General features: G+C 68.7%; 19 protein-coding genes and 4 pseudogenes. 15 read left to right on the forward strand and 8 right to left on the reverse strand.

The features are described 5' to 3' along the window. Positions 1–100 precede the first annotated feature (100 nt). From ABZ208_RS30170 to ABZ208_RS30190, 5 genes and pseudogenes are all read left to right on the forward strand, one after another. Positions 101–1,075: a WYL domain-containing protein gene (locus ABZ208_RS30170; RefSeq protein WP_356912617.1), complete on the forward strand. Its 975-nt coding sequence runs from the start codon at positions 101–103 to the stop codon at positions 1,073–1,075. Between the two features lie 95 nt (positions 1,076–1,170). Continuing rightward, a pseudogene (locus tag ABZ208_RS30175) lies at positions 1,171–1,577 on the forward strand (IS5/IS1182 family transposase); the annotation flags it as partial. Positions 1,578–1,847: 270 nt separating this feature from the next. Continuing rightward, positions 1,848–2,957: a threonine synthase gene (locus ABZ208_RS30180; protein ID WP_356912618.1), complete on the forward strand. Its 1,110-nt coding sequence runs from the start codon at positions 1,848–1,850 to the stop codon at positions 2,955–2,957. After that, positions 2,954–3,574, forward strand: a complete 621-nt coding sequence (locus tag ABZ208_RS30185) for a PAS domain-containing protein (RefSeq protein ID WP_356912619.1) — start codon at positions 2,954–2,956, stop codon at positions 3,572–3,574. The genes ABZ208_RS30180 and ABZ208_RS30185 overlap by 4 nt, the downstream gene beginning before the upstream one ends. 205 nt (positions 3,575–3,779) lie before the next feature. Then, on the forward strand, positions 3,780–4,238 hold the full coding sequence (locus tag ABZ208_RS30190; RefSeq protein ID WP_356912620.1) for a GNAT family N-acetyltransferase: 459 nt from the start codon (positions 3,780–3,782) through the stop codon (positions 4,236–4,238). A 251-nt stretch (positions 4,239–4,489) separates the two neighbouring features. On the opposite strand, the pseudogene ABZ208_RS30195 reads toward ABZ208_RS30190, so the two are convergent. Both ABZ208_RS30195 and ABZ208_RS30200 read right to left on the reverse strand, forming a co-directional pair. Beyond that, a pseudogene (locus ABZ208_RS30195) lies at positions 4,490–4,588 on the reverse strand (IS5/IS1182 family transposase); the annotation flags it as partial. A gap of 61 nt (positions 4,589–4,649) precedes the next feature. Further along, positions 4,650–5,012 carry a hypothetical protein gene (locus ABZ208_RS30200; protein ID WP_356912622.1) on the reverse strand — a complete coding sequence of 121 codons (363 nt, stop codon included), beginning with the start codon at positions 5,010–5,012 and terminating at the stop codon, positions 4,650–4,652. A 101-nt stretch (positions 5,013–5,113) separates the two neighbouring features. Here ABZ208_RS30200 and sigJ point away from each other — a divergent pair, with 101 nt between their 5' ends. The 4 genes from sigJ (at position 5,114) to ABZ208_RS30220 (ending at position 8,208) form a co-directional block, all read left to right on the forward strand. Beyond that, entirely contained in the window at positions 5,114–6,016 is a 903-nt protein-coding gene (gene sigJ, locus ABZ208_RS30205) for an RNA polymerase sigma factor SigJ (protein WP_356912623.1), read from the forward strand. Positions 6,017–6,266: 250 nt separating this feature from the next. Continuing rightward, complete coding sequence (locus ABZ208_RS30210) at positions 6,267–6,860, forward strand: DinB family protein (RefSeq protein WP_356912625.1); 594 nt, start codon at positions 6,267–6,269, stop codon at positions 6,858–6,860. 359 nt (positions 6,861–7,219) lie between these two features. Continuing rightward, entirely contained in the window at positions 7,220–7,489 is a 270-nt protein-coding gene (locus ABZ208_RS30215; RefSeq protein WP_356912626.1) for a hypothetical protein, read from the forward strand. A gap of 320 nt (positions 7,490–7,809) precedes the next feature. Beyond that, positions 7,810–8,208 carry a DUF6221 family protein gene (locus ABZ208_RS30220; RefSeq protein WP_328404791.1) on the forward strand — a complete coding sequence of 133 codons (399 nt, stop codon included), beginning with the start codon at positions 7,810–7,812 and terminating at the stop codon, positions 8,206–8,208. A 299-nt stretch (positions 8,209–8,507) separates the two neighbouring features. Here ABZ208_RS30220 and ABZ208_RS30225 read toward each other — a convergent pair whose 3' ends face one another. Further along, positions 8,508–9,104 (reverse strand): GNAT family protein, encoded by a 597-nt coding sequence (locus ABZ208_RS30225; RefSeq protein WP_356912627.1) that lies wholly within the window; start codon positions 9,102–9,104, stop codon positions 8,508–8,510. A 311-nt stretch (positions 9,105–9,415) separates the two neighbouring features. Further along, positions 9,416–9,688 (reverse strand): hypothetical protein, encoded by a 273-nt coding sequence (locus tag ABZ208_RS30230; RefSeq protein WP_356912628.1) that lies wholly within the window; start codon positions 9,686–9,688, stop codon positions 9,416–9,418. 105 nt (positions 9,689–9,793) lie between these two features. Between ABZ208_RS30230 and ABZ208_RS30235 the strand changes: the two genes are divergently transcribed. After that, complete coding sequence (locus ABZ208_RS30235; protein WP_356912629.1) at positions 9,794–10,078, forward strand: hypothetical protein; 285 nt, start codon at positions 9,794–9,796, stop codon at positions 10,076–10,078. 643 nt (positions 10,079–10,721) lie between these two features. Further along, positions 10,722–11,588 carry an AraC family transcriptional regulator gene (locus ABZ208_RS30240; RefSeq protein WP_356912639.1) on the forward strand — a complete coding sequence of 289 codons (867 nt, stop codon included), beginning with the start codon at positions 10,722–10,724 and terminating at the stop codon, positions 11,586–11,588. Positions 11,589–12,638: 1,050 nt separating this feature from the next. Here ABZ208_RS30240 and ABZ208_RS30245 read toward each other — a convergent pair. After that, on the reverse strand, positions 12,639–13,943 hold the full coding sequence (locus tag ABZ208_RS30245) for a hypothetical protein (RefSeq protein WP_356912630.1): 1,305 nt from the start codon (positions 13,941–13,943) through the stop codon (positions 12,639–12,641). Positions 13,944–14,282: 339 nt separating this feature from the next. Next, positions 14,283–14,567, reverse strand: a complete 285-nt coding sequence (locus ABZ208_RS30250) for a WhiB family transcriptional regulator (RefSeq protein ID WP_356912631.1) — start codon at positions 14,565–14,567, stop codon at positions 14,283–14,285. Positions 14,568–15,635: 1,068 nt separating this feature from the next. On the opposite strand from ABZ208_RS30250, the gene ABZ208_RS30255 reads away from it, so the two are divergent. Together ABZ208_RS30255 and ABZ208_RS30260 are read left to right on the forward strand one after the other, a co-directional pair. Continuing rightward, on the forward strand, positions 15,636–17,129 hold the full coding sequence (locus ABZ208_RS30255) for an IMP dehydrogenase (RefSeq protein WP_356912632.1): 1,494 nt from the start codon (positions 15,636–15,638) through the stop codon (positions 17,127–17,129). A 100-nt stretch (positions 17,130–17,229) separates the two neighbouring features. Then, positions 17,230–17,829 (forward strand): annotated as a pseudogene (locus ABZ208_RS30260) (Tn3 family transposase); the annotation flags it as partial. Between the two features lie 217 nt (positions 17,830–18,046). Here the strand turns inward: ABZ208_RS30260 and ABZ208_RS30265 are convergent. Beyond that, positions 18,047–18,640 carry a TetR/AcrR family transcriptional regulator gene (locus ABZ208_RS30265; protein WP_356912633.1) on the reverse strand — a complete coding sequence of 198 codons (594 nt, stop codon included), beginning with the start codon at positions 18,638–18,640 and terminating at the stop codon, positions 18,047–18,049. A 111-nt stretch (positions 18,641–18,751) separates the two neighbouring features. Here ABZ208_RS30265 and ABZ208_RS30270 point away from each other — a divergent pair, with 111 nt between their 5' ends. Both ABZ208_RS30270 and ABZ208_RS30275 read left to right on the forward strand, forming a co-directional pair. Then, on the forward strand, positions 18,752–19,762 hold the full coding sequence (locus ABZ208_RS30270) for an NADP-dependent oxidoreductase (RefSeq protein WP_356912640.1): 1,011 nt from the start codon (positions 18,752–18,754) through the stop codon (positions 19,760–19,762). Positions 19,763–19,929: 167 nt separating this feature from the next. Continuing rightward, the gene (locus tag ABZ208_RS30275) at positions 19,930–20,358 is read left to right on the forward strand and encodes a VOC family protein (protein WP_356912634.1); all 429 of its coding nucleotides are present in this window, start codon (positions 19,930–19,932) and stop codon (positions 20,356–20,358) included. On the opposite strand, the pseudogene ABZ208_RS30280 reads toward ABZ208_RS30275, so the two are convergent. Continuing rightward, positions 20,316–20,446 (reverse strand): annotated as a pseudogene (locus ABZ208_RS30280) (DNA-binding response regulator); the annotation flags it as partial. The gene ABZ208_RS30275 and the pseudogene ABZ208_RS30280 sit on opposite strands and share 43 nt — an antisense overlap.

Genomic DNA, 20,446 nt, shown 5'->3' on the forward strand with positions numbered 1-20,446 from the left:
TACGTCCATCGGCTCGGTAGCCGCCGGCTTTGACGTCGCGTCAACGAGCCTCCCAACAAATCACGACACCCTCAGTCATGTATTCCGTTAAAGTTCTCGAATGCGCGCCGACCGGTTGGTCTCACTGGTGCTACTGCTGCGCCAGCGCGGTCGGCTGACTGCGGACACGCTGGCCCGCGAGCTGGAGGTATCCACCCGCACCGTGCTGCGCGACATCGAGGCGCTGTCCACGGCCGGCGTCCCTGTCTACGCCGAACGCGGCAGGCACGGCGGTTTCGCGTTGTCGCCCGGTTTCCGGACCGAGCTCACCGGTCTGAACCACGACGAGGCCCTTGCCTTGCTGACCGCCGGATCGGGGCGCGGCGAGCAGGTATTCGGCCTCGGCTCGGCGCTCGCTTCGGCCATGCGGAAGGTGGTCGACGCGCTGCCCGAAGGCCACCGGGCCACCGCGAGCGACGCGGCCCAGCGATTTCTCGTCGACCCGGAGACCGACCTGCTCTCACGCCGGCTGGTCACCGAGGAGGTACCCGACACCACAATGATCGAGGTCCGGCGCGCGGTGCTCGCCGGACACAAGCTGCGCATCCACTACGCGGCCACAGGCCAGACACCACAGTGGCGCACGGTGGACCCGATCGGCCTGGTCACCGTACGCGACCGGGGCTACTTGCTGGCCACGAGAGCCGGCACGGACCGCACCTACCGGCTGTCGCGGGTGTTGGCCGCCGAGGAACTCCCCGAAACGGCACAGCGACCGAACCGGGTGGATCTGGATCGGATCTGGCGGGAACGCTCCGCGCAGTTTCTCTCCAGCGGCGACCACATCACCGTGCGGGTACGGGTGAACCCGGCGCGGCGGGAGGACCTGCTGGACACCGCGCTGGCCGTCCGCGCGGAAGAACCGGACACAGACGGCTGGCTGCGGCTGGAGGTGACCTTCCAAGATTCCCGACACGCCGAATGGGCGCTGTGGCAGCTCAGCACGGACGCGGAAGCCCTGGCCCCGCAGTCGTTGCGCACCTCCCTACGCAACCGCGCCGCCGCGATTGCCACCCGCTACGGAGACTCATCCTGAGAGTGAGAAGCCAACTCATTCGGCTAACTGATCATTTCGGAATGAGTTGAATGCAGGGCTTGGCGGTTGAGGTTGGCGACGGCGGAGTTCTGCGGGTGTCGGATGATCTTGTTCCTGATGAGCTGTGGGAACGTGTCGCTCCGCTGCTGCCGCCCCGTCCACCCCGGCACCGGCGATCCCCCGGGGCGGTTGCCGGTGGACGATCGGGCTGCCCTGCGGGACTGGGCTGAAGCAGGCGTCTGACCCCCGCCTGCACGCGGTTCTTCTGACGGAGCTGCGGCGGGCCAACCTTGTGGACCTGGACGACGCGGCGGTCGGTGGCTCACACGTGAGGGGCCTTGAAAGGGAGGCTCACACCGGACCTTCGCCGGTTGACCGCGATCGGCCCAGCTCCAAGCACCGCCTGATCACCGACCGGCGCGGAACGCCTCTCGCCGTCTCGCCGACCAGCGGCAACCGTCACGATGTCACGCGGCTCATGCCGCTGCTGGACGCCATACCCGCCTCAGGAGCGGCGTCGTGCACAGGTGCCGACGGAGCGGGAGGCAATGCCGGCGATGCGGTGGAGGGCGTCGTGGTACGCCTGTGCGTTGCCGGGTGAGGCTCGCCGGGCCGGGCCCGGAACCGGCTCCCGCTGCGACAGCCCGTCTCCCTCAAGTGCCAACTGGAGCGCCCGGTCTCAGGTGGACCCACCACGGGTGGGCTTCCGCCAGGAGTCTGCGTGGACGATTAATCAAATGCTAGACTTTTCGTCCAGATCGGGAAGGTGGTCATGGACGTTTATCTCGACCCGCGCTCAGGACGGACGTATCCACTCGACGCACGGCGTTGGCAAGGCGACGACGGGGCCCCGCTGACGGTTTCGCCACGGCCGGGCATCGGGCCGGAAGACATCGAAATCTCCACGCGCTCCTTGTGGCGCTACCGCGCAGCGATTCCCGGAGCCATCAGCCGGCCGGTGACCCTCGGCGAGGGGTGCACCCCGCTGGTCGAAAAGCGCTGGGGCGATCACGACGTGCACTTCAAGCTCGAATGGTTCAATCCCAGCGGCAGCTTCAAGGACCGCGGAAGCAGCGTGATGCTCTCGCTACTCTCCCAGGCCGGGGTCGAGTCGGTGGTCGAGGACAGCTCCGGCAACGGTGGCTCCTCGGTGGCGGCCTATTGCGCGGCCGCGAGTATCCGGGCTCGTATCCTCGTTCCGGAAGCAACGTCTCCGGCGAAGCTGCTGCAGGCCCGGGCGTACGGTGCCGAGGTGGCGCTGGTACCGGGTGACCGGACGGCAACTTCCGAGCAGGCGATACATGAGGCACGAACCACCGCCTACGCCAGCCACAACTGGCATCCCTTCTTCCTCCAGGGCACCAAGACCCTGGCCTACGAGCTGTGGGAGGACCTGGGCTTCACGGCACCGGACGTCGTCGTCACGGTGGCCGGTGCAGGCAGCATCGTATTGGGCTGTGACCTGGGGTTCAGCGAGCTGCTCGCTGCCGGCCACATCGACCGGCTTCCCCGGCTGCTGGTTGCTCAGCCTGAACGATGCGCGCCCATTCACGCGGCCTTCCAGGGCGTCGGCGCCATGGAGTTCGGGCCCACTGTCGCCGAGGGGACGGCGATCAGGGCGCCTGTCCGTCTGGCAGAGGTCGTGGATGCGATCCGGCGGTCCGGCGGGGACACTGTGGCGGTTCCGGAAGATGACATCATCGCGGCGACCCGACGGCTGGCGGGAGTTGGACTGTACGCGGAGCCGACCTCTGCTTCAGCAGCCGCCGCGATCGATGTCTTCACCGCCACGGGAGCGATCCGACCCGGCGAAACAGCCGTAGCCATTCTGACCGGCTCGGGTCTCAAGTCAGCCGCCGCGATGGGGAGGCTCTTCGCATGACCGAGGACGAGCTACTGCTGCGCGAGGCCGAGACGATCGTGACCGCCATCGGTCGCATGTTCCCTGGTCTGTGCGAGGTCGTCCTGCACGACCTGCGGAACCCGGAGCACGCGATTCGCGCGATCGAGAACAACTTGTCCGGCCGATCTGTCGGCGATCCGGCCACCGAGCTCGGCGTCGCCCGCATTCAGGACCCCCACTATCCCAACATCATCCAGAACTACGCCGGGACGTTCCCCGACGGCCGCCCGACCAAGAGCACATCCATCGGGATCAGGAACAGCAAGGGCGACTATGTCGGCGCGGTGTGCCTGAATCTCGACGTCTCGCTGTTCGCCACGGTCGCCCGCAGTCTGCACAACCTGGTCCGCACCGACGAGCAGGAGCAGTCCTTCACCGAAAGCCTGCGGGCACGTACCACCGGGGAGCTCCGTGCAATGGTCGAGGACTACGCAGCCAGACGAGGTCACACGCCGCGCAGCCTGGACTCCGCAGAGAAGAAGAAGCTCGTCCGCCTCCTGCGGGACGAGGGCTTCCTGGACGTGAAGAACGCGGTACGGACACTCACCGACATCCTGGGCGTCTCCCGCGCCACCGTCTACAACTATGTGAAATGACTTCGGTGTCGGTTCCCAAGCACTGCTCCGACGCCGAACACCTCTACAGCTGGCTGCCTATTGGGCGGTCGCGCCCCCGGACTACGGCGGCTCTCGCCATCTGGGCTCCCAGCAGGCCGGCACCGCGGCCGTGCTGCGGTGGTTCCACTCCCTGCGCCAGGCCTCATCTCTTGGACCTCGAACGTGGCGCGGTAGCCTGCAGATCATGGCGGAGTGGGAAATTCGGCAGGCTTCGGTGGCGGACGTCGAGGCAGTGGCCGAGTTGCGTGCTGTGGTGCTGCGGGCGGATCTGGAGCGGCTCGGGCGGTACGACGAGCGGCGGGTGCGGCAGCGGCTGCGGGACGGTTTCGCGCCGGCGCACACATGGGTGATCGAGGTGGGCGGCGCCTTCGTCGGCTGCGTGTCGTTGCGGCCGGCCGAGGACGCCCACTGGCTGGAGCACTTTTACCTGGCCCCGCACCTGCAGGGCAGCGGTATCGGTGCGACCGTGCTGCGTGGGCTGCTGGAGCAGTGCGACCGCGATGGCACGCTGGTCCGGCTGAACGTACTCCAGGGCAGTCCGGCCCGGCGGCTGTACGAGCGACACGGGTTCACACGCGAGACCGAGAATTCGGTCGACGTGTTCATGGTGCGCGAGCCGGCATCGGCCGTGGGTGACACATAGTCATGGCGGTCTCGACCGGGACGGTGACCCGGGCCTACGAGCACGAAGCCCGCGACCCCGATCCGCGGTTCGGCGGCCGCGAAGCGCGGCGCGAGCGCGGAGGAGGTGGAGCACCACGCCAGGCAGAGCACATGGTTCCACTTCGAGGCCGTTGCGGACTGGTTCCACAACGACATCTGCGCCGACAGCCGCCCCCTTCTCCGACCACCGCCGGCTCGCTGTGCCGGCCGCGACGGACACCGACGACGCGATCACGAACGGAGCCAGATTGCCCACGCTGCGGCAGTGATGGCGCCGAGGAAGATGTCGGTGCACCTGTCATACCTGGTCGCGACTGCACGGAAGTTCTGAGGCGGTCCGATCCGGCGGACAGGCCGCAGCCGATCCCGGCATGCCCCCCGTATCGGGACTTCAGCGCCGCGCCAGCGCCAGCACGCTCAGTCCGAACATCAGGACGCCCAGGGGGAGATGGACCGACGGTATGTGCGCGATGCCGAGCACGACCTGGACGGAGGCGAGGACAAGGAAGCCGGACGCGTGCCAGACGGGCCGGGGCGAGCCGCCGCCAGGCTTCCACGCCAGCACCGCCGCGAGCACGTACAGCATCGACGCCCCGTACATCACGCGGGCTCCGACACTGTGCAGCGTCTCTCCGTAGGACGAGGTCAGCAGCAGTCCGGCGGAGACCGCTTGAAGGAAGATGGTCAGGGTCTGCAGGGTGATCACGATCTGCAGGAACGAGGTGCTGCGCTGTGCCGTCGCCTGGGTGGCCATGCCACGGTCCCCTTTTCCGCCCGGGGGCAGTAGGTCGATAAGGTCTCACCAGCCCGACGACGCGGGCCTGCGAAAGGTAAGGCGAGGAGGCGGTCGGGCGCATGAGGACGGCCGGGACGGGCACCGATGAGATAGTCGGTGAGCGGCGCCAACTGATCAATGTCGCCTACCGGTTGCTCGGTTCACTGGCCGAGTCCGAGGACGCCGTACAAGAGGCCTACGCGCGTTGGTACGCGCTGCCACGAAGTCGGCAGGACGAGATCTTGTCCCCCGGCGCCTGGCTGACGACGGTGACCGGCCGCATCTGCCTGGACGTGCTCGGCTCGGCGCGGGCCCGGCGTGAACGCTATGTCGGCGCGTGGTTGCCCGATCCGCTGCCCGACCACGCCGAGTGGGACCACGGCCATGGCACCGACCCCGCCGACCAGATCGTCCTGGACGAATCGGTGACCATGGCCTTCCTCGTCGTCCTGGAGTCGATGACACCCGCCGAGCGGGTGGCGTTCGTCCTGCACGACGTCTTCCGTTACCCGTTCGCCGAGATCGCCGGCGTCCTCGGCCGGACCCCTGCGGCCTGCAAGCAGCTGGCGGCCTCCGCCCGGCAGCGTGTGCGCGTCGCGCGGGCTCCGGTGACGGCGGCCGGGCAGGCCGACGCGGTGCGGCATGTCAAAGAGGCATGGGAGACCCAGGACATCGCGGCCCTCGTCGACCTCCTCGACCCGGCCGCCGTGATGACCGCCGACGGCGGCGGCATGGTCGGTACCGTCCTGCGCCCGATCGAAGGCGGTGCGCGCATCGCCCAATACATGGTCGCCATCGCCGACAAGGCTCCGGGGCTCGAACTCCTGGAGCGGTCGGTCAACGGCGTGCCAGGCCTGGTGGCCCAGCGCGCCGGCGTCGTCATGACCGTAGCCTCGTTCGATGTCGCCGACGGCCGCGTCACCCGGATCTGGGCGGTCCGCAATCCGGAGAAGCTGCGCCCGTGGGTGCGGGACGACCAGTAGAGCTTGGTCAGCTGTCTGGTCAGGCTGTGGCTTCGTGACTCCAGCACTCCTGTCCTCTGCTGGACCGCACGGCATGCTGCGACCGGAGGAAGCCCTTTACGGGCCATGGGCCATGTCGCGGCGGCGAGGTCGTGTGGCCGTAGAGTCCTGGCTTCGCCCCAGCGCTGAACAGCGGACCGGCGACCTGTCGCAGCGAAGCTCAACCACATTTCACCGAACAGAAGATCGCGCAAGCGGCAGACTGGGCGTCATGACCTCATCGAATGCCAAGACCGACCTTCACTTTTACCTGCAGTCCGCCCGCGATGCCCTGCTGTGGAAGCTGGAGGGGCTCTCGGAGTACGACATCCGCCGTCCGCTGACGCCGACCGGCACCAACCTCCTGGGCCTCGTGAAACATGTGGCCGGCGTGGAACTGGGCTACCTCGGCGACACCTTCGGACGGCCGTCCGGTGAGCCACTGCCCTGGCTCGAAGACGGTGCTGAGCCCAACGCGGATATGTGGGTCACCGCCGACGAGTCACGCGAACACATCGTGGAGCTCTACCGCCGGGCGTGGACGCACGCGGACGCGACGATCGACGCGCTGGCGCTGGACACCATCGGCAGGGTGCCGTGGTGGCCCAACGGCAGGGACGAGGTGACGTTGCATCATGCCGTGGTGCGCGTGATTGCTGATACGCACCGGCACGCCGGGCACGCCGACATCGTCCGGGAACTGATGGACGGTGCCGTCGGGATGAACAAGGGCAACGTCAGCATGGCGTCGGGCGACTCGGCGTGGTGGGAGAACTACCGGAGCCGGGTGGAGCATGCAGCTCGGGAAGCCGACCGAGGCGTGTAACTTCGGACCGGGCCGAGTGAGACGACGACCGGCACCCATGTGATGGTCGCAGTTGGCAGGTGCATCTCCGGACGAGATCGTTTGCGACTGGGCTACGGTCGGGCGCGAACCGACGAGGCCGCGGTCCGGCCGGCAGACGCGGCCTGGCCCGCTCGGCCGCGTTTGCGGGCCTCTTCGACCAGGATCCACTGGCGGCGCACTCCGACAAGTTCGCCGGGCGTCGCCCCGCACAGCCGCGCGAACCGCTTCACCGGGGATGTTGCGTGGACACGGGCTGGCCGCTGCAGTAGTGGTGCAGCGTGGACGTACTCATGTGCAGCTGTCCGGCGAGTGCCCCGCAGCTGTGCCCCGAGCGATCCTTGAGCTCGCTCAGCCACCCCGCAAACCCGTCCGTCCCGTTCGCCGCCGCGGCTCTCCCCCGTCTCGCCGTCCCGGGAACGCATCCCAGGGCGGGGGCGTTCGTCCTGGTCAAACCCCGTTCCAGCGTTCCAGCTTCCCCGGCCCCGCGCAGCGGCACCGGTTCGGCCGAAGGACCCACCCAACTGAAGCTCCCCGCAGGGACGTACAAGGACGACAACGCGGCCGTGACGTACTCGCAGAGCGACATGTCGGACGTGCTCACCTACTGATCGCTCCCGATCGTCCCGCACCGCCACCTGATCCGGAGGCCGCCGTTCCCCTACGGCGGCCTCCGTTTCCACGCGCACCGTCAAAGCCCCTTTCGCATCACCGCACCCTGGTGGCACCGCCTGATCCTCGTACGGACTCCGTGTCAATCGTCGCGACCAGATGTCATCCATCCTCGAAAGGCGCACAAGTCTCCATTTGCACGAGGCCACGTTCACGACGGCTGCCGACTGCGCTGCCCGGCCTGGCTCGCCAGGTACCCGGTCCCCCACAATGACCCGGCAGTCACTGCACAGCACGTCACGAGAGGAAGCACCGTCGCATGGCCGGCAACAAAGACATGGTGGCCTTCATCGAGGCGCGGCTCACAGAGGAGGAGCAAGTCGCGCGGGACGCCGGCGGCGCGAGCTGGCGATGCCCGGCCGACGTGCCGGGAGAGGTTCACGACAGGATCTCCGGTATCGCGTTCACGGTCAGAGGAGCCGGCTACGACCGGCACATCGCGCTCCAGGACCCGGCCCGCACGCTGGCCCGCATCGAGACCAGCCGTGTCCTGCTCGGCGAGTACGCCGAAGTGGCCGACCGCGACACCGACCGTCCGAACGACGACTACACCTCCGGCCGTGCCGTCGGACTCGGCTTCGCCGTACGCCAACTGGCCGCCGAGTACGCCTGGCACCCGGACTACAAAGCGAAATGGCTCCCCCGATTCATCCGGTAGCACCCACACCCGCGTGAGGACACGGACGGTCATGACGAGGCGGTGGAGAGTCGGTCGTGCCACGGCACAGCACCGGGGCGCGACCGACACGTCACCGGAGGATCCCATGATCAGTCAGCTCGACAGCCGGACGCGGGCGCCGCTCCTGCCGAGGACGAGAGCCACGTCAACCGGGCACCTTGGGGCGAGGACGGGCGATGGTCCGGTCGCGGCACTGGGGCTTGGCAGCCGGTCGGCGCGCCCCAGCGCCGTCCCTCACTCCGCTCGCACATGGCGCGCAGGGTCACCGGCGCTCCCCGCTACGCGATGCGGGAGCCGAGCCGCTCCCTCACTCCGGGCCACTCGTCGGCGAGGATCGAGAAGTAGACGGAGTCCCGCCAGCTTCCGTCCGGCCTGCGACGGTGGCGCCGCAGCACGCCCTCCCGCTGGGCGCCGAGCCGGGTGATGGCGGCCTGCGACCGCAGGTTCATGTGGTCGGTCTTCAACTGCACCCGGCCCATGCCGAGTTCCTCGAAGGCATGGGTGAGCAGGAGCAGCTTCGCTTCGGTGTTCACGGCCGTGCGCCAGTACGCGCGCCCGTACCAGGTGTAACCGATCTCCAGCCGCTCGTCGGACACGTCGATGTCCATGAAGCTGGTCCACCCGACGGCGCGCCCGTCGGCGAGGTGCACAACCGCGAACGGCACATACATACCCGCCGCGGCGTCGTCGAGGAGCTCGCGCAGCTTCACCGCGAGCTCGTCCCGCGTCTGCGGCGCGGGCCCGGCCTGCCACCGCCACACGTCCTCGTCCTGGCCTCCTGCCAGGAAGAGGTCGTCGAGGTGGTCCTCGGCGAGGGGTTCGAGGCGTATGTGCCGACCGGTGAGGGTGACGGGAAAGGGAGTCTTGGCAACCATGATCGACAACCTATGCGCCTTTCGCGCTAGACACAATGCATCATTGATCTAGTGCAATACCGGCCGACGCGGTCACCTCCTTCTCCCTCCGGCGTAAGCCGGCGGTGATCCGAAGAAGACGTATGAGGGTGACGGCCCCCTTCGCCGGGCGCGCGAAGAGGGCCGTACCGACGGGGCGAGGGAGCCTGGGCGCCCGCTTGCCGACGCCCGCGGAGGCACACCCCTTCATGGCGGTGACCCTCGGCAGTGAGGGGCCGATCCGGTAGCCGGTGAGGTCGAAGGAGAACCGCTTGCCCGCGGGCGCCCGGTTTTCACGTCCACGGCACGTCATGGCCCACCAGAACGAGTGGCAGCGCCATGACGTTCTCGGTGCTGCCCGGAGAGACGGACAACGACGCCCGCCCGCCACGCGGCATCGGCCCCACAGCAGGGTCTGCACAAGCAAGGACGGCCCCCTTCTCGACGGGCCTCAGGGCCCGCAGCAGCGCGGTCGGCAGGTGGTCGTCCGGCTCGACACCGAGAGCGGCCGCGGGGTGCCAGGCGCCGGCGCCGGTGTCCGGACCGGAAGCAGCCGTTCGGATCACCAAAGGCGGCCCTTCCGGTGATTGCCGGACGCCTCGCGGGCGAGCGAGCAGCCATAGGGGTACGGCGTCCCAGAAGACGAACCCGGAACCCGCGAGGAGATGGCCATGTACGCAGCAGTCCGGCGGTACGAAGGAGTGACCGACCCGGCCGAGGCGGGACGCCTCGTCAACGAGGGATTCGTGCCGCTCATGCGCCAGGTCTCCGGCTTCGTGGCCTACTACTGGGTCGATGCCGGGAACGGAGTGATGGTTTCGACCAGCGTCTTCCAGGACGAGGCCGGTGCCGAGGAGTCGGTCTCGAAGGCGGCCGAGTATGTGCGGGACAACCTCGCCTCACTGCTCCCGAACCCTCCCCAGGTCACAGCCGGGAAAGTAGTGGCCTCCGCATAGGGGACCCAACGCCGGTCCACAGAATGCGTTCCGGGGCGCCTTCGCGGTGGAGTCCGGCGCTTCCGGGGCCACCACCCGCGCTGATCCGACCCAGGGGGCGGGACACCGTTCTGGCATGTCGACGACAGACCGGGCAGGCAATCCTGCCGACGGCCAGGACACATGAGCTCGGCCCAGCCCAAGCAGCCCCCAAGCACGGCCCTCGCGCCGAGCACCTCGACACGACCGCCACCACAACCCGCCCACCTCAAGCGCCGCCTGCACTCACCGCGTTCGCTGCCTTCCCTCACCCGAAACAGCTGCCTTCCGCCCGGGCCGACGGACCGAGTCGCCCTTGGGCGAGCCGGACGAGACGGTGATGCGCAACGCGGCTCAGCGATTCCGCGTGACCGCCGAGCAAGCAGGGGCTCACTCGCGGCAGCTCATACAACCCCCACGGCTGAAACCGAACGGGCCACGTGAGCCTCGAACTACACCCTGTACGAGATACGGTCACGGCGCCTGTGTCCGTCGTGGGCGGTGCAGGTGTGGTGCGCGCGGGCCGTCGGGGGCCTGGCGTACCCGACCGGACCGGGCACAGGATGTCGGGTCCGGCAGGGTGGTTCCTTCCTAACGTGAGTGATTGAAAAGGAAGGAGGCCGGGGTGCTGGAGCGGCTGAACCAGGCCATGGAGCACATCGAGTGCCACCTTGATCAGCGGATCGAGGTGTCCGACCTGGCGCGGATCGTGGTGACGTCGGAGTACCACTTCCGGCGGCTGTTCTCCGCGCTGGCGGGGATTCCGCTGTCGGAGTACATCCGGCGCAGGCGGCTGACGGTCGCGGGTGCCGAGGTGCTGGCCGGGGAGCGGACGCTGCTGGAGGTCGCGGTGCGTTACGGCTACACCTCGGGGGAGGCGTTCGCGCGAGCGTTCCGCGCGGTGCACGGCGTCGGCCCCGGCGAGGCCAGGCGGGTCGGTGCGAGTCTGCAGTCCCAGCCACGGATGTCCTTCCGCCTCATCGTCGAAGGGAGCAGCAGCATGCGGTACAGGGTCGTGGAGAAGGAGGAATTCCGTGTGGTCGGCAGGAAGGCGCGCGTCCCCCTCGTGCACGAGGGGGTGAACCCGGCCATCGCCGCCTTCATCCGGGGCATCGGCCAGGAGACGCTGCAGCGGATCCAGAGCCTGTCCGATCAGGAGCCGGAGGGGATCGTCTCGGTGAGCGACAATCTGGACGCCAGTCGCGCCGAGGGAACCGAACTCGACTACTACCACGGCGTGGTGACCCGCGCCGCCGTGCCTGAGGACATGGACGCGCTCACCACCCCGGCCGGGAGGTGGGCCGTCTTCGAGAACTCTGGGCCGTTTCCGCAGGCGCTCCAGTACCTGTGGCGGGACGTGTTCACGCAGTGGTTCCCGTCCAATCCGTACCGCAGCCGGCCGGGGCCCGAGATCCTGCGGACCCGGCTGTCGCAGGACGCGACACAGGCGGACGCGGAGCTGTGGATCCCCGTGGAGCGGATCGCGGTCTGAGAGGTAGCGCGCGGCGTCCCTGGGGTCGCCGCGCGCTGGAGACGTTCAACAATCGTCCATCCAGCACCTCGTCCGAGAGTTCCATGTGGCATGTGCTCTCGACGCCCCGGCCAACTCAGGTTCCACGAGAACTGGCCTCGCATCGGCAGGGCTTGCTGATGCGAGGAGGTGCGGGAGTTGGCCGAGGTCTCCGCCCGTGGCCGCCCCCTCTCCAGCCACGCCGATTCCAGTGCGGGACTTGGGGCGGCTCGCGCCGCCCGGAGTCACAAGTCGGCGTTGGTGAGGATGCGATGCATCTGGGCGGGCCGTAGCGCGGGGTTGGCAGCGGCTCTGTCGGCAGCGCGTAGGGGGCGCCGGCCCCGAGCTGGATGGCGGTGTCGCGTATGAGCGGGGGGATCTCGACGTTCACGGCCTGATGCTCCTTGCCGGTCGGATGAACGCGGTGCCCCTCACACAGTAGGGCGCCCGCGCCCATCGGCGTGGTGCGGGCGTCCTGTCGTACGGGGCCGGGCCAGGCGGTTGTTGGGTCCTCTGGGCGGCCGCCGGTGCGATCACCCGAACCATCGTCAAACTGAGCTGCGGCTCCGTCATCCACTGAGCAGCGGTGCTTCAGTGAGGACACCTCTTGCCGATCCAGACGGCGACACACGCAAGCGCCCAGAACTGGCCATCAGCCTGCGCGCAGGCAGCCAGTACACACTCCCCTGCCGGATGGTTTCCGTCGCGAGCCACCAGGGCGCAGTGTGCGGACAGCGGACGCTGACCGTTTGGGCGGCTGAGGAACAGCCGCCCGGCTGGTGGCAGTTCGACAGCGCCCGGGAGGGCACCTCAGAGCGACCGGGCATGCGCTCGCGTCCAGCGCTGGTCCAAGCGATCGGGGCCGTACTGCCACCCACGTCGGCAGCCACGCCGGACTGCCGGGGCTACCGCCGCCCCGCTGCTGTTTGTCACCGCCAGGTGATCTGCAGCCCCTTGGCGAAGCGGTCGGCGTTCAGCGGGGTTGCGGTGCTGCTGCCGGTGTCGGGGGGCCACACGGTGGGCCGCATGCGTCTACGGACACCCCTGACAGGCGGACCAAACCTCCCGCAGAAGTGTCCGATAGTCCTCGCCGTAGGTGGCCACGGCCGCGTACACCGCATCGAGGGCCGACTGCAGCGGGTCGGCTTCGGCGGCGCCCAGCAGAGCAGGGACGGCCATGTGCGGCTGAGACATCCGCAAGGACGGGTCCGGCACGCCGATCGTGGCTGTCAACGTGTACGGCGTCGCTTCGTCGGGCTGCGGCGTCGGCGGTCCGGGCCGGCTCGGCAACTTCACCTCGGCGGCCGCAGGGCCCACGATCTGTGGCGTCTGCTCGGGCTTGGGCATCAGCGTGTGCGCGCCGTCGCGGGCGGGTGCTAGGAAGGGAGGCTGCCCTGGCGGGATGGGCCGGCCGACGGTCCTGTCGGGGACGCGTGGGTCGGCTTCCAGGGCCTGCCACACGCGGGCCGGGTCGTCGAAGGGTGGCGGCAGCGGGCTCCCCTGGGCCAGAGCGGTGAGACCGGCGGCGATCCAGCCCAGCTCTGTCAGACCGGCTGCCTCGCATGCGCGGCGCGCCGCCAACAGGGCCACCGCACGCTGGCCGGCGGGGCCGATGACGTCGATGGCGTGGACGAGGGCCGGGTCGAAGCGGAGCAGGCCGCGCACGTTGCCATCGACGTTGCGCAGGGCCTGGCTCGGCAGTTGCCCGCCCCAGTCCCATCGTTCGTAGGCGAGCTGGTGTTCTCTTTCTGCTTGTTCCTGCGCGAGGCGGGCGAGGCGTTCGGCTTCGGCGCGTTCTGCGGGTGTGGGAGGGGGTGGCTGCCGGCGGGCGTAGTCGTGCCAGTACGCGGCTCTCGCCGAGGACTGCTTCAGAACTCGGTCCGGCGCGGGCTGAGCGGGCCAGAACTGCAGGAGGTAGCAGTCCAGTTGGGGCTCGTTGTCCAGTCGGGTGTCCTGCTGGGATGCCTCGTCCATGCCCTTCGCGCAGTAGCGCACCCGGTAGTCAGTCTCTTCCAGATCCAGCTCCCAAGAGACCTCGCCTGCCCATTGCACAAGCGCGCTGCTGCCCGACACGGGGCGGAAGGACACCTCCACGACCTCCTCCCACACCACATCCAGTGGCGGGGCCTGATCGTGCACTTCGACGCTGAATCCGACGTTGCCCGTGTGCAGCCCGGTCGACAGCCACAGCGCGCCGGGTATCGCCGCCCCGCACAGCCCGGCGCTCTGCCCGGCGAACGCCTCCGCGAGGTCCGGGCCGAAGCTGTCCGGATCGCTCTCGACGTAGATCTGGCCGTAGTGAACATGAACGTCGCCCTCGACCGGCCTGCGCACCATTTACCCCCGTCGCTTCCTGGAACGGACCATGCCAGGCAGCCTATGGAGCCGCACTGACAGTGCCGCCGGCCAGATGCCCGGACAGGGACTGCTGACGGTCCGGTTCTCACGACGGGACGTCGGTATCAGGCGTTCCCGGACGCCGTGGCCAGGTAGCCCTCAGGGACGATGACCGGCACCGCGTCTGCCGCACCTGACGTGCCGGAGGACAACGGCCGGCCTCCGCGACAGGAACGGAGCGGGCGGGCCACCCCGGACGCCGCCTTCCGGCGGCTGCCGGAAGGCGGCGGGAACGACCGCGCAGCGTCGGAGATACCCCGCCGGGAGACCGGCGGGCGGTCAGCCGGCGCGTGGGCGCTCGTGTTCGCGCCGAGCACCCTCCAGCACGCTGCGCCAGGACGTGACACCAGGCTTGCGGCGCAGCAGCGTGCGGCGTTCCCGCTCCGTCATGCCGCCCCACACCCCGAACGCGACCCGGCTGTCCAGCGCTTCGGCCAGGCAGTCGATCCGTACCGGACACGCGACACAGACCGCCTTGGCCTTCTTCTGCTGCGGTGCCTTGGAGAACAATTCCTCCGGATCCGCACTACGACAGGCCGCCCGTTCACTCCACCGCAGCGTCATCGCGTCCTCCCCAGTCAAGGCCCTGTGCGGCAAGCCCCTGCCGCTGTCCAGGTAATACGGACCCACAGCTCAATCGGTTCACCCCCGGCAAATCCGGCCGACAGCACCACGCAGCCGGTGCCGACCACGCTCGGCCGGCCGACTGCCTTCTCTCAGTGGTGTGGTGTGTGGCCCCCAGGGCGGTGGCGCGCCCCTGCCGGCCGGGGCGGAGGAGGGGTTGGTCCGACTGCCCTGTTTTCGCGGTGAGTTGCCTGAGAGTGATCGGCTTCGTCCTGGCTGTGGCTGACAGTTCAGCGTCGTGGAAGAGACGTTGCAGCGTGTCCGGACTGGGCAGCCGTGCCACATACACAGCTCCTGCGTACGGTTTCCCGCCGATGTGCCCAGTGCGGGAAGGCTGGTGGTCCTCTGCCTGTGGGTCCGCCGGTTCTCTGGCCAACTGTCCCGAACTCGAAGCCCTCACCGGACATGTCCGGTCCTTCGCGCAGATGCTCACCGAGCGCCAAGGCGAGCGGCTCCCACAGTGGCTCGATGCCGTTCGCCAGGACGACCTGCCCAGCCTGCACACCCTCGCCGCAGGCATCGATCGCGACGGCGACGCCGTGATCGCCGGCCTCACCCTGCCCCGGAGCGCGCCGGCGTCGTCGAAGAACACGTCATCCGCATCAAGTTGCTCGAGCGCCAGTTGTCCGGCCGCGCAGGATTCCAACTCCTACGCAAGCGGGTGCCCCTCGCTCCGTAAGCCGGTGATGCCGAGCTCGGCGGGGACATGCCACTCTCAACTCTCAACGCGCTGCACGCCAACGGGGTGAACACGGACAGTGCGCTACGATCCCGTATGGCGTAATGGAAGTCAGCGCCTGTGCAGCACCGTGCAGATTCGGGTCTGTCGTGCCTCAGCTGCCGATTCGGCTGCGCGTGCGAGCACTGCCCCGCCGGGTGCGCCCGCTCTCAGGATGTCCAGAGCGCGTTCTTCCGACAGTGCGCTACCGGCCGGCGTCGATCCGCACTGCCCGTACGAGCCTCGCCAATCTGCCTTGATCGGTGCGCAGGCTCCTTTCTGGAGACGACGTGAAAATCCTCCCCGAGATTTCTCGCACGCTGAGTGAGTACCTCCTCGTTCCGGGCCTGACCACAGAAGACTGCACGCCGGACAATGTGGATCTCGGGGCGCCATTGGTGCGTCACCGAGTAGGCGAGGAGCCGGGAATCCGGCTCGCCACCCCCATGGTGAGCGCCATCATGCAGGCGGTGTCGTCACCGACGCTGGCGGTAGCGCTGGCGCAGGTCGGCGGTCTGTCGTTCATCCACCAGAATCAGCAGATTGAGGACCAGGTCGCGGACGTGCTGGCGGTGAAGCGGCACAAGGCCGGCTTCCGGACCAGCGACGTCACCGTAGCGCCGCAGACGCCTCTTGGTGAGGTCGCCCGGCAGTTGGCCGACACCGAGCAGGGCGTGGCCGTGGTCACGGAGAGCGGGGAAGCGGACGGCGAGTTCCTGGGGATCATCAGCCTCGACGACTTCCACCTGGAGCGTCACGGAGCTTCCGAGGCCGCCCGCAACCGGATGCGGGGCCGGAACAGTCTGGTCACCGCGCCGGGTTCGGTTTCGCTGTCCGAGGCGAACGAGCTGATCTGGCAGCACCACCTGGACGTTCTGCCGGTGCTCGAGGACGGCCGGGTCGTCTCCTTGGTCCTCAAGAGAGACTATCAGGCCCACAAGACGTATCACCGTGCGACCGTGGACAGCGAAAAGCGTCTGCGTGTGGGCGCCGGTATCAATTCCCGTGACTTCAAGGACCGTATTCCCGCTCTGGTGGAGGCCGGTGCAGATGTGCTGTGTCTGGACTCCTCCGACGGCCACTCCGTATACCAGGCGAATACCCTCGAGTTCGCCCGGGAGACGTACGGGGACGACATTTTCGTCGGTGCGGGGAACGTCGTCGACGGCCGGGCCTTTCGTTACTTGGCCGATGCAGGCGCGGCGTTCGTGAAGGTCGGGATCGGCGGCGGGGCCATCTGCACCACCCGAGCGCAGAAGGGCATCGGCCGCGGGCAGGCCTCCGCACTGCTCGATGTGGTCCAGGCACGCGACGCCTACGCCCAGGAGACCGGGGAGTACGTGCCGCTGTGCTGCGACGGGGGCCTGCTCAACGACTCACACATGGCGATGGCGCTGGCGATGGGGGCGGACATCATCATGCTCGGCCGCTACTTCGCCCGGCTCGACGAGAGCCCGTCGCGAAAGTTGCAGATCGGCGGCCAGTGGTACAAGGAGTACTGGGGTGAGGGCTCGCGGCGCGCGCAGAACGCGGCCCGCTACGGTCAGCGTGGCCAGATGGTCTTCGAAGAGGGAGTCGACGGCTACGTGCCCTACGCCGGCAGCCTGTATGACAACGTGGAGCGGACCCGGGCGAAGCTCACCTCAACGATGATCAGCTGCGGGTCGACGAACCTGCGGGACTTCCACCGCGATGCGGTGCTCGTTCCGGTGTCCGCAGAATCATTCAAGCAGACCGGCGCCGAGGTGCAGCTGCGCCGGCCCACCATCGACTCCGGAGAGTGATCTGACCTGCCCGGGGTGCGGCCCGGCCGAAGCGTCCCCGTGCCAGCGGTTCTGGCGCGGGGACGTGGCGGTGCCGAACGGCCAGGAGCCGGATGGAGGCTACGGGTCGCTGGAAGCCGTCGCCCGCAACCGCGTGAACCTGAAGCGGATCACCACGCACTGGCCGGACATGCTGCGCGTGGCCGGGTCGTTGATCACCAACCAGTCCGCGCCTACGACCTGCTGCGAATGTTCGGCCGCGAGGGACACCCCACCCCGCTCGGTGCCACGTTCGCCGAGTACGGGCGCATCGACAAGACCATGCATCTGCTCTCCCTGGTCGACCCGATGGATGGCACCTACCGCCGCCTGATGAACCGGCAGCTCACGGTCCAGAAATCCCGCCACCGCCTTGCTCGCGCCGTCTGCCACGGCGGCCGGGGCCAGATCCGGCAGGCATTCCGCGACGGGCAGGAAGATCAGTTGGCCGGCCTGGGGCTCGTCCTCAATGCCGTGGTGCTCTGGACCACCCGCTCTCTCGACGCTGCCGTCGCCCAGCTCCGCGCCGGGGCCACGACCTCAAGGACGAGGACGTGGCCCGCCTGTCTCCGCTGAAGGACAGGCACATCAACTTCATGGGCCGCTCCCAGTTCAATTTCGCAGCCAGGAGGCCGGGCGGGGGCTGCGGCCCCTGCGCGATCCGGACGCGCCCGAGCTGGACGAGGACGACGACGGAGGGCAGGACCGACCGTCAGGTGCCGACCAGGGCGTGATCAGCCGGCGCGCCTCCGCCTTCGTCAGCCGCTTCGCGGCGGTCGCGGTCCGCTCCCGGGGAGCGGGGCTCGATGCCGATGACGTCGACCGCCTTGGCGAACTCGGCGTCGATCCGCTCCTGCCGAGCGCGCGGCCGAGTTCACCGGTCCGCGTGCGCGAAGATTTCAGCTATGGGCGCGAGGGCGGTGTTCCCCCTCGGCATCGCTGCTCGCTGTGCTGGTCAGGATCGCGCTCGCGACAACGTCGAAGAGGTGATCGGCGCGTGGCGCGAGCGAGGGTTGATCGCCGAGCCAAGCGAGCGCCGCTACCAGCGCGAACAAATCGGCGCCATCAATGTCGGTCCGCGCCATGCCCGCGGCCTGGGCACGCGTGAGGAGCCGTGCACCGGCCGCGCGCAGGGTGACGCACGCAGCGTGGAGTGCGGACTCGGTGTCCTCGATGGCGGCGGCCATCAGCACGGTCACGCCCCGATACTCGGTTGTCCACGCGACGCAGTCGCGTAGCCACGAAACGAGAGCATCGTCGGGCGAGCTGGACGTCTCGAGGGCGCCTGCCTTTGCCGTCAGCTCGTCGAAGCTCGTGCGGAGCAGGGCATCGAGCAGCGCCTCGCGCGTCGGGAAGTGACGCAGCAGCGTCGCGAGCCCGACATCGGCCCTGCGCGCGATGTCGCGCAGTGACACGTCGACGCCTTGCTCGGTGATGGCGATGCCCGCTACTGCGAGCAGGTGGTCGCGGTTCTTCCTGGCGTCGGCCCGCATCTGTCCCCCTTGACTTCCGGATCAGTGGTCCATATATTCGGATCAGTGGTCCGTTTACGTGGATCGCTGATCCGAATAAGCCTATCCCGCAGCGCGGGCAGGAGAAAACCAATGCCGACACACACGATGAGGGCGGTCCGGCTCCATGAGCACGGCGGCCCTGAAGTTCTGCGTTACGACGAGGTGCCGATTCCCGAGCCGGGGGCGGGTGAGGTGCTCGTTCGCGTGCACGCGGTCGGCATCAACCCCCCCGACTGGTACCTGCGCGACGGGATGTCCAACCTGCCTCCGAAGGCGAGGCCGAAGTTCAGCTTGCCCGTGATTCCGGGGACGGACCTGTCGGGCGTCGTCGAGTCCGTCGCCGCGGATGTGGACGGTCTCTCCGTCGGTGACGAAGTCTTCGGCCTCCTTCGCTTCCCCAGCTTCGATGGCAGCACATATGCCGAGTACGTGGCCGCGCCTGCGTCGGACCTCGCACTCAAGCCGGCCGGCATCGATCACGTGCACGCCGCCGGGGCGCCTATGGCCGGGCTCACCGCGTGGCAGTTCCTGATCGAGCTCGGACACGATCACCCGTCGCCCTTCCAGGCGGCGCAGCATCGTCCGGTGCCACTCGACGCCAACGTGACGGTGCTCATCAACGGCGCCGCGGGTGGCGTGGGGCACTTCGCGCTACAGCTGGCGAAATGGAAGGGTGCCCGTGTCATCGCGGTGGCGTCGGGCGCCCACGAGACGTTCCTGCGCGAGCTCGGCGCCGACGAGTTCATCGACTACACCAAGAGCCGTCCCGAGGAACTCGTGCACGACGTCGACCTCGTTCTCGACGCCGTCGGTGGCCCCGACAGCAAGCGCTTCCTGCGCACGCTCAAGCGCGGCGGCTCCCAGTTCCCCGTGTTCTTCGGCGAATTCGACGAAGAGGAGACCGTGAAGCTGGGCGTCACAGTCACGGGCACCCAGGTCCGCTCGAACGGCGCGCAGCTCGCCGAACTGGGACGCCTGCTCGACGCGGGCACGGTCCGCGTCGCGATCGACAGCACGTTTGCGCTCGAGGATGCCCGGGCGGCGCACGAACGCGCTGCCCAGGGGCACATCCAGGGCAAGATCGTGCTCACGGTCGCTTAGGAGCGTGTCAGGCCGGACCGCCGCGGACGAGCCACCCCCTCCGGCCGTCACCGCCGTCCGCCGCAGCAGCCGTGGGGCAACGAGGCGCCCCGGCTGCGACCACTACCTGTTGAACCGGTGACGCCTTGGGCGGTAATCCACCGACGTCAAGAAACAAGGACATCCCCATGAATCTGAAGCTCGAAATGATCGTGCTGCCCGTCTCCGACATCGACCGGGCCAAGGCCTTCTACGAGAAGGTCGGTTTCCGCCTGGACGTCGACTACACGGCAGGCGAGGACATCCGGATCGTGCACTTCACGCCGCCCGGCTCGGAGTGCTCGATCATGTTCGGCGAGGGGATGACCCCCATCGCACCCGGCTCGTTCCAGGGCCTGTACCTCATCGTCTCCGACATCGAGGAGGCGCGAGCGGAGCTCACCGGCCGCGGCATCGAGGTCAGCGAGATCTTCCACGACGCAGGCGGCCTCTTCCACGGCCACGAGGGCGGAGACGTCACCCACCACGGCGCGGATCAGGAACGGCTGGCCGGCCTGCACCCCGAGCGCGCCTCCTACGGCTCCTTCGCCACCTTCAGCGACCCGGACGGCAGGTAGTTCCGTACGGTACCCACCGTCAGATACAGCCGGCCCGCGATGTCGGGGGCCTCGGCGCCGTCAGCGGCCATCCGCAGCACCTCGGTCT

The organism is Streptomyces sp. NPDC006208 (genome assembly GCF_040613775.1).
In the GTDB taxonomy this organism is placed as follows: domain Bacteria; phylum Actinomycetota; class Actinomycetes; order Streptomycetales; family Streptomycetaceae; genus Streptomyces.